Below are 7,168 nucleotides of genomic sequence, written 5' to 3'. Positions count from 1 at the left end.
ATTCTATGCTTCCCTCCAAGAACCCCAATAAAATCAAGGCTTTCCTTAAAAGAGAAAACACAGTTGTGAACAATGGTTCACAACTGTGTAAAAAATCTTTTTACCCCCGCTCTTGACAAAGAGCCAAAACTTCATCATTATAATGAAATTTTTATAATATAACGGTCTACTTTATTTTATAATTATTATTTCTTTAAAATTCTAACTTTTTTAGGTTTTGACCACTTCTTGCAGCCAACGGCTCTAACTCGTACAAAAAGTTTCTTTCTCTTTTCAAATGCTTTTTTAGAAATTGTTACTTTTTTATATTTCTTTACTGTCTTTGTTACAATAACTGATGTAAACTTTTTATTCTTAGAAACCTGTACCTGATATCTTTTAGCACCTTTAACTTTTCTAAATGAAAGCCTGATGTTCTTTGCATTTTTCTTCTTTGTTGCTTTCTTTACAACTGTTGTTTTTAATGCTTTGTTTGGAGTCTTTTTCTGTGTTTTCTTTGTTGTTGGAGAGGCTGTTGTTCCTTCAGGTTTTGTTTCACCTGAAGCTGTTGTTCCCTCAGGTTTTGTTTCACTTGGATTTGTTGTTCCTGGAGTAACCGGCGTTACACCTTTCCCAATCTTATAATCTCCATAAAGACCATCCTTTGCTCCATTTGTAGAAACTCCTTCATTCTTGTCTGCCTTCTCGTCTTCTCCTGCCTTAACCATACGCTGGTAAACACGAACATAATCAACTAACATTGTTCCTGATGTAAAACTGCTGTCAGGTACATAACCACTGTCAAATGTTCCACCTGCTGCAAGATTTAAAATAAGGTAAAATCTCTGGTCAAACGGTGCATATGCATTTCCTCTGTCTGAGCCTGAATACCACTCACCATATGTACATTTGAAATAGCATTTGCCATCACAGTAAATCTTAATATTTTCAGCATCCCACTGAACACTGTATACATGCCAGTCGTCAATGCCTGTCTTTTTATTACCATCTCGTGTTATGTTAAATGCATCTGATGTATTAATATTATTTGGCCACTGTGCACCATAATGTAATGTACCAAATACCATATTTGGTGTTCTTCCACGTCCTTCAAATACATCTATTTCACCTGATAATGGCCATGAACCATAACGTGAGTCATTTGGAAGCATCCACATAGCAGGCCATATGCCTGTACCTGTAGGCATTTTTGCTCTGAAATCAACTCGTCCGTATTTCACTGAGAATTTATCTTTTGTTGTAATCTTTCCTGATGAATACTGCGCAGTTGCTTTCTTAGATGGATCACCTTTTTCTGTAAATACCTTTGACTGCTTTTTCATAAGAATATTTAATGCACCATCTTTTACTGATACATTGTCTCTTGTGTAGTATTCAAGTTCCTGATTTCCCCAACCGGCTGTGTTAATATCGTCTTCTTTAAGTAAGAATCCTTCATCATATGACCACTTGCTTGTGTCAAGAGATGCACCATCAAATTCATCATTGAAAATCATCTTCCAACCTGCCGGTGTATATGCATTTGAATTGTCATTTACTTTAATATCTGACATATCTGATGGAAGTGTTGGCTTATAAGATGTATTTCCTTTAATTGTATACAATACATAGTTATTGCTTGCATCTCCACCTTTTTTACCATCAATAGGATATGTGACTTTTATTTCTGTATCCTGTCTTACAGGCTGGAGCCAAAGTCCATAAACATGATCAACAAAATAACCCCACTGACTGCTTAGTGAATATTTGTTGTAACCACTTCCTTCATATACCCATCCACAGGCTGCAACATCTGTAAGTGGAATCCACTTTCCATCTACCTTAACTTCGTATTTAAATAAATCCAAATCATCTTTTATAGCTTCTGTTCCACCAATTTTTGGAAGTGGAATACCAACTGATGCTGTACCACTTGTGCTTGCATCGTATGATGTGCCATTATATGCTGTGATTTTGTAATTTGATCTGGTTGGCTTTGTATATGTAACTTTTACATCCTGATGTACATTTGGATTTGACTTTGATGCAAATCTTAACGTAAATGACCAACTGATATTTGTAAACCAATATCCACCATCACCATCTGAGTAATATCCAAAGTTCTGATCCCACAGAAATCCTGATGCTGCATTGCCTAAAAACTGAACAAATCCTTTTCCGTCATTGTTGTCTACTGTAATGTTAACATCATCCTGAATCTGTTCATACTTGATACTCTTGTCTCCATTAAATGTCCATGCTCCCCAATGTGTAGCTGAACCACCTGTTGTATCTGCCTGAATATTTGTTTCTGTTGTAGAAATACTTGTAAGCTTATACTTTGAAAGTTTGTTAAGTTCCAATTTGTAATCAAGATTTATGTTATTTGTTTTTCCATGGAAACGGAAATATGTTGTTTCTGTAAGTTTCATCCAGCAAACCCAGCCACCCCATGACTGATATTCCCATGCCCAAGTGTCATTCCACTTAAAGTAACTTACATCTTCAATTTTCTTCCATTCACCATTTGTTCCGTTTTCCTGTTTAACATAAACCTGAATGTCTTTTTCCACATCTGCAATGGAAAGTTCACTACTGGCTTTTCCGTTAAACTTTGGCATTACAAATCCATAGCTGACTGTACCAACTCCTGAATGTGTAATTGTTGGTCCATCATTTGTTGAATAATAATCCATTGATGAAACAACTTCTGCCGCTGCTCCCTTTACATCACTACCTGAAAAAACTACTCCTGCTGAAGTAAGCAACAATGCTAGAGACATTACAACAGAAATTAATTTTTTCATAGTTTTTCCCATACTAAAAAATTCTTTCATAATACTTCCTTTCTTTTCCCTTACGGAAATAATCTCGCTATACTGCCTTTTAATTATATGAATATTCATTTTTTCTTTAAATGGTCTGTATTTTTATATGGTATTCAAATTTTATAAAAACGTTTTAATTATTATAATAACTTTTTCTTTTGGCACCAATATGTACTTCTGATTTGCAATGTGGGCAAATCTTTGTTGTAGCTGGAGCAGGTTCCTCTTTTCTTCTTAATTTATTCATAAACTTCACAATCATAAATACTACAAATGCCATAATCAAAAAGTTTATAAGTTCTTAAATAAATGTTCCATAATTAAGTGTTGCTGCCCCGGCTTTTTGTGCCTCAACCAAAGTTTTATAACTGCCACCGTCAAGTGCAATAAACAGATTGCTAAAATCAATTAATGTGGTCAATATCCATATCACCTTTTCTGAAACTACGTCCACACTTAATACATTTATACCAACCATTGTTGTTATCATATGCATCATTTTTATCAAAATAATTGCTTCTATAACCCTTATCTTCTCTCCTTTCTGCTTGTTTTTACTCTGTAGCTAAACTTTTTTATAGTTTTTGGATTATTATACTACAGCTATAAAAATATTACAATTATATATCATATAATTTGAGGTGATTTCATGAAGGATATTGATTTCGATTCTATTGGTAAGAAATTAAAAGAAATACGAACACACAAAGGTTTTACTCAGAAATTTGTTGCATCTTCTGTTAAAGTGAATACCAGCCATATTAGTAACATAGAAAATGGTAAGATTAAAATCTCCCTTACCACACTTGTTAATGTATGCAATGTTTTAGGTACTACTGTTGATTATGTACTAAAGAATTAATATAACGACTCTTCTTCTGCTGTAGATAGAGCTATATTATCAGGACTTCACAAATGTAACCGTACTTGAATCCCTCCTTAATTATATAACCGAGCAAACCCCTAATTATATTATAATCTTATATAATCGTTTTTTCCACAAAAAAAACGCCCCAGCCTAAGCCAGAGCGTCATTCTTCTTCCATATCAAATTACCTTAAACATCTTCTGCGACATTGGTTTCTCTTTCTTCTGATCAACCTCCGCCTGTGCTTTCCTAAACTCTTCCATTCTCTTCAATTCTTCCTCAGCGTCATCGAATCCGATATGCGTGTACACATTCATTGTGACTGATATATCCGAATGCCCCATGAGGTATTGTAATGTCTCGGAAGACACATGCTATGCTGAGCCACTGCTTCTGTCCTCCAGGCAACTTCATCCCCCACCCTACGATATAGATATCATATCCGTCCTTCATGTTCACAATTAACTCGTGAGCTCCCGCCTCCTTTGCCGCCTCCACGACCTCTTCTCTCGTGTTTTCTTTGCATTACATAACCATTAACAGCCAACAGCCAAAAATCTGCAGGCTACTATTATTATCCATACACTCTTTTCAAAGATATCAGTGGACAGATTCATATATTATCTCTTTCTGTAAAGCATCATTGCTTCATAAGGTTTTAAGGAAATCTTTGACTCTTCTATTTTTTGTTCAGAATAGTTGCCCAGCAATGTTTCGAAACCCTTCAGATCCATTCCACTATCCCATACAACTTCTGTTTTATAGAAGTTACAGACTACCAGCATTTTTCCCTCTCCGTAAATTCTTTCATATGCAATAACGGATGAATGTCTTACATCTAACGGCCTGATATCACCATATGCAATGATATCCAGCTCTTTACGTAAAGCTACGAGCTTTTTATAGTAGTTGAAAATGGATGTTTCATCATGCAGCTGGCTCTGTGCATTAATCTTGGTATAATTTTCATTCACACCAATCCATGGCATTCCCTTGGTAAAGCCACCGTAATTTTCACCATTCCACTGCATTGGTGTTCTTCCGTTATCCCTGGAATGAATCTGGATAATACGAAATGCATCTTCTTTAGAAAGACCTTTCTGTTGCAGGATTTCATAATGGTTCAAACTTTCTACATCACGAAATTGACTGATGTCAGTGAAATCGGTATTTGTCATACCAATCTCTTCACCCTGGTAAATATATGGAGTACCGCGAAGTCCATGAATTATGGTCGCAAGCATTTTAGCTGACTTTTTCCAGTATTTTCCTTCATCACCAAATCTGGAAACCGGACGCGGCTGATCGTGATTGCACCAGAACACTGCATTCCAGGCATGATTCTTGGCCATTCCAATTTGCCAGCTAAAGAGAATATCTTTCAATTTCTGGAAATCTGTTGGTACAAGCACCCATTTTTCATTCCCCATAAAGTCAACCTTTAAATGATGGAAGATAAATACCATGGAAAGCTCATGGCTGTCTTCACCTGCATATTCAAAACAATTTTCCATAGATGTGCTGGACATTTCACCGACAGTAATAATTTCTGCATCCTGTCCGAATGACTCCGCATTTAATTCTTTCAGGTACTGATGGACGTTTGGTCCGTCAGTGTAAAATCTACGGCCATCCCCTTCGAAATCATCTTCGAATTTATCTTTGCTGATAAGATTCACTACATCAAATCGGAAACCCTTGACACCTTTGCTCATCCAAAAACGTACAACCTTCTGAACCTCTTTACGCACCTTGGGGTTATCCCAGTTCAGATCCGGCTGTTTTACATGGAATAAATGCAGATAGTATTCATCCATTTCCGGCACATATTCCCATGCACTTCCTCCGAACTTACTTTCCCAGTTTGTGGGTGCACTGCCATCCTCTTTTCCTTTTTTGAAAATATAATAATTCTTATATTTTTCATCTCCGGCCAATGCTTTCTGGAACCATTCATGATTGCTGGAGGTATGGTTAAATACCATATCCAGCATCAGTTTGATGCCACGCTTCTGTGCCTCTCTGGAAAGCTCTTCAAAATCTTCCATCGTACCGTAACGGGGATCAATGTTATAGTAATCCTCCACATCATAACCGTTATCATACTGGGGGGACACAAAAAACGGAGTCATCCAAATATAGTCCACGCCCAATTCTTTTATATAATCTAACTTTGCCGTCACACCCTTTAAATCCCCAAAGCCATCTCCGTTGGTATCATAAAAGGATCTGGGATAAATCTGATATACAGTACTTTTTCTAAAATCTGTCATACAATTCCTCTTATTCTATCTTTGCTACTGTTGTCTCTTTTTCAATTGCATAAATGCCTGTCATAAATACTATATTTTCCATATTACCTGGCTCAGCAATAACGCAAATGATCGTATCAACATAACCTGCTTCACTGATTTTCTTTTTATCAAATTTGATCAGGGGTGTTCCGGCAGATACCTTCTGACCTTCTTTTACAAGGTATTCAAAACCGTCACCTTTCATGGCTACAGTATCAATTCCGATATGTAAAAGGATCTGTGCACCGTTTGCAAGTTTTAAACCACATGCATGACGTGACTCCTGCATAAGTAAGTTGACTGTTGCATCAGCCGGAGCATAAACAGTTTCATTCTCCGGAATGATTGCACATCCTTCACCCATGGTTCCTGCGGAAAACACACCGTCATTCACTTCTTTTAATGCAATCACATCACCTGTTGCAAATGCCTTTAATTCTGTTACCTCTGCTGATTTAACTTCTTCTACTGATTTAACTTCTTCTGCTGATTTAACTTCTTCTACTGTTTTAACTTCTTTTGGCTGAAGTTTTGTTTTACCAACCATAACTGTTAATACAAATGGAACTGCTACGGCAATTAACATACAAATAGCAAAGGTTAACATGGATTGAGGCTGCATGGAAAGGATTCCCGGAAGACCGCCAACACCGATTGCATTTGCTGTACTGTTTGTAGCTACACAGACAATTGATGCACATGCAGAACCAATCATACCGCAGATGAAAGGATAACTGTGTTTCAAGTTTACACCAAACATTGCCGGTTCTGTAACCCCCAGATAACAGGAGATACATGACGGAATGTTTACTTCCTGCGCCTGGGCATCATTTTTCTGAAGATAGATCATGCCTAATACTGCGGAACCCTGTGCGATATTGGACAAAGCAATCATTGGCCATAACATTGTTCCGCCAAAGTCAGCAATCAACTGTAAGTCAATTGCATTTGACATATGATGAAGTCCTGTGATTACAAGCGGTGCATACACAAAACCGAAGATTGCACCGAATACAATTTTCAGTGGTCCTGTGATTCCTGCGTATACAACGGAGGAAATGACAGAGCCGATTTTCCATCCGATTGGTCCAAGCACAAAGTGTGCTGCCATAACAGAGAGTACTAAGCTACAGAAAGGTACCACGATCATAGAAATTACGGATGGACAGATCTTCTTGAAGAATTTTTCAAGATATGCC

At 37.0% G+C, this 7,168-nt stretch carries 7 protein-coding genes; 1 reads left to right on the top strand and 6 read right to left on the bottom strand.

Annotation, left to right across the window (positions count from 1 at the left end):
- Nucleotides 1-185: 185 nt before the first annotated feature.
- From Q5O73_RS09425 to Q5O73_RS09415, 3 genes are all read right to left on the bottom strand, one after another.
- Nucleotides 186-2,816 (bottom strand): family 16 glycosylhydrolase, encoded by a 2,631-nt coding sequence (locus Q5O73_RS09425; RefSeq protein ID WP_195557196.1) that lies wholly within the window; start codon nt 2,814-2,816, stop codon nt 186-188.
- 124 nt (nt 2,817-2,940) lie between these two features.
- Nucleotides 2,941-3,093, bottom strand: a complete 153-nt coding sequence (locus tag Q5O73_RS09420) for a hypothetical protein (protein WP_279354819.1) — start codon at nt 3,091-3,093, stop codon at nt 2,941-2,943.
- Between the two features lie 15 nt (nt 3,094-3,108).
- Nucleotides 3,109-3,297, bottom strand: coding sequence for a hypothetical protein (locus tag Q5O73_RS09415; protein ID WP_302669555.1), 189 nt, complete (start codon nt 3,295-3,297; stop codon nt 3,109-3,111).
- Nucleotides 3,298-3,456: 159 nt separating this feature from the next.
- Here Q5O73_RS09415 and Q5O73_RS09410 point away from each other — a divergent pair, with 159 nt between their 5' ends.
- Nucleotides 3,457-3,669 carry a helix-turn-helix domain-containing protein gene (locus tag Q5O73_RS09410; RefSeq protein ID WP_243271815.1) on the top strand — a complete coding sequence of 71 codons (213 nt, stop codon included), beginning with the start codon at nt 3,457-3,459 and terminating at the stop codon, nt 3,667-3,669.
- A 185-nt stretch (nt 3,670-3,854) separates the two neighbouring features.
- Here Q5O73_RS09410 and Q5O73_RS09405 read toward each other — a convergent pair whose 3' ends face one another.
- From Q5O73_RS09405 to Q5O73_RS09395, 3 genes are all read right to left on the bottom strand, one after another.
- Nucleotides 3,855-3,992, bottom strand: coding sequence for a hypothetical protein (locus tag Q5O73_RS09405; RefSeq protein WP_243271814.1), 138 nt, complete (start codon nt 3,990-3,992; stop codon nt 3,855-3,857).
- A 303-nt stretch (nt 3,993-4,295) separates the two neighbouring features.
- Nucleotides 4,296-5,948 carry an alpha,alpha-phosphotrehalase gene (gene treC / locus Q5O73_RS09400; RefSeq protein ID WP_195557194.1) on the bottom strand — a complete coding sequence of 551 codons (1,653 nt, stop codon included), beginning with the start codon at nt 5,946-5,948 and terminating at the stop codon, nt 4,296-4,298.
- A 10-nt stretch (nt 5,949-5,958) separates the two neighbouring features.
- Nucleotides 5,959-7,168: PTS sugar transporter subunit IIBCA (locus Q5O73_RS09395; protein ID WP_302669554.1), on the bottom strand; the 1,210-nt coding region annotated here is incomplete at its 5' end.

This window comes from Eubacterium sp. AF15-50 (genome assembly GCF_934835595.1).
GTDB lineage: Bacteria > Bacillota > Clostridia > Lachnospirales > Lachnospiraceae > Eubacterium_G > Eubacterium_G segne.
This window is presented reverse-complemented; position numbering and strand designations above follow the sequence as displayed.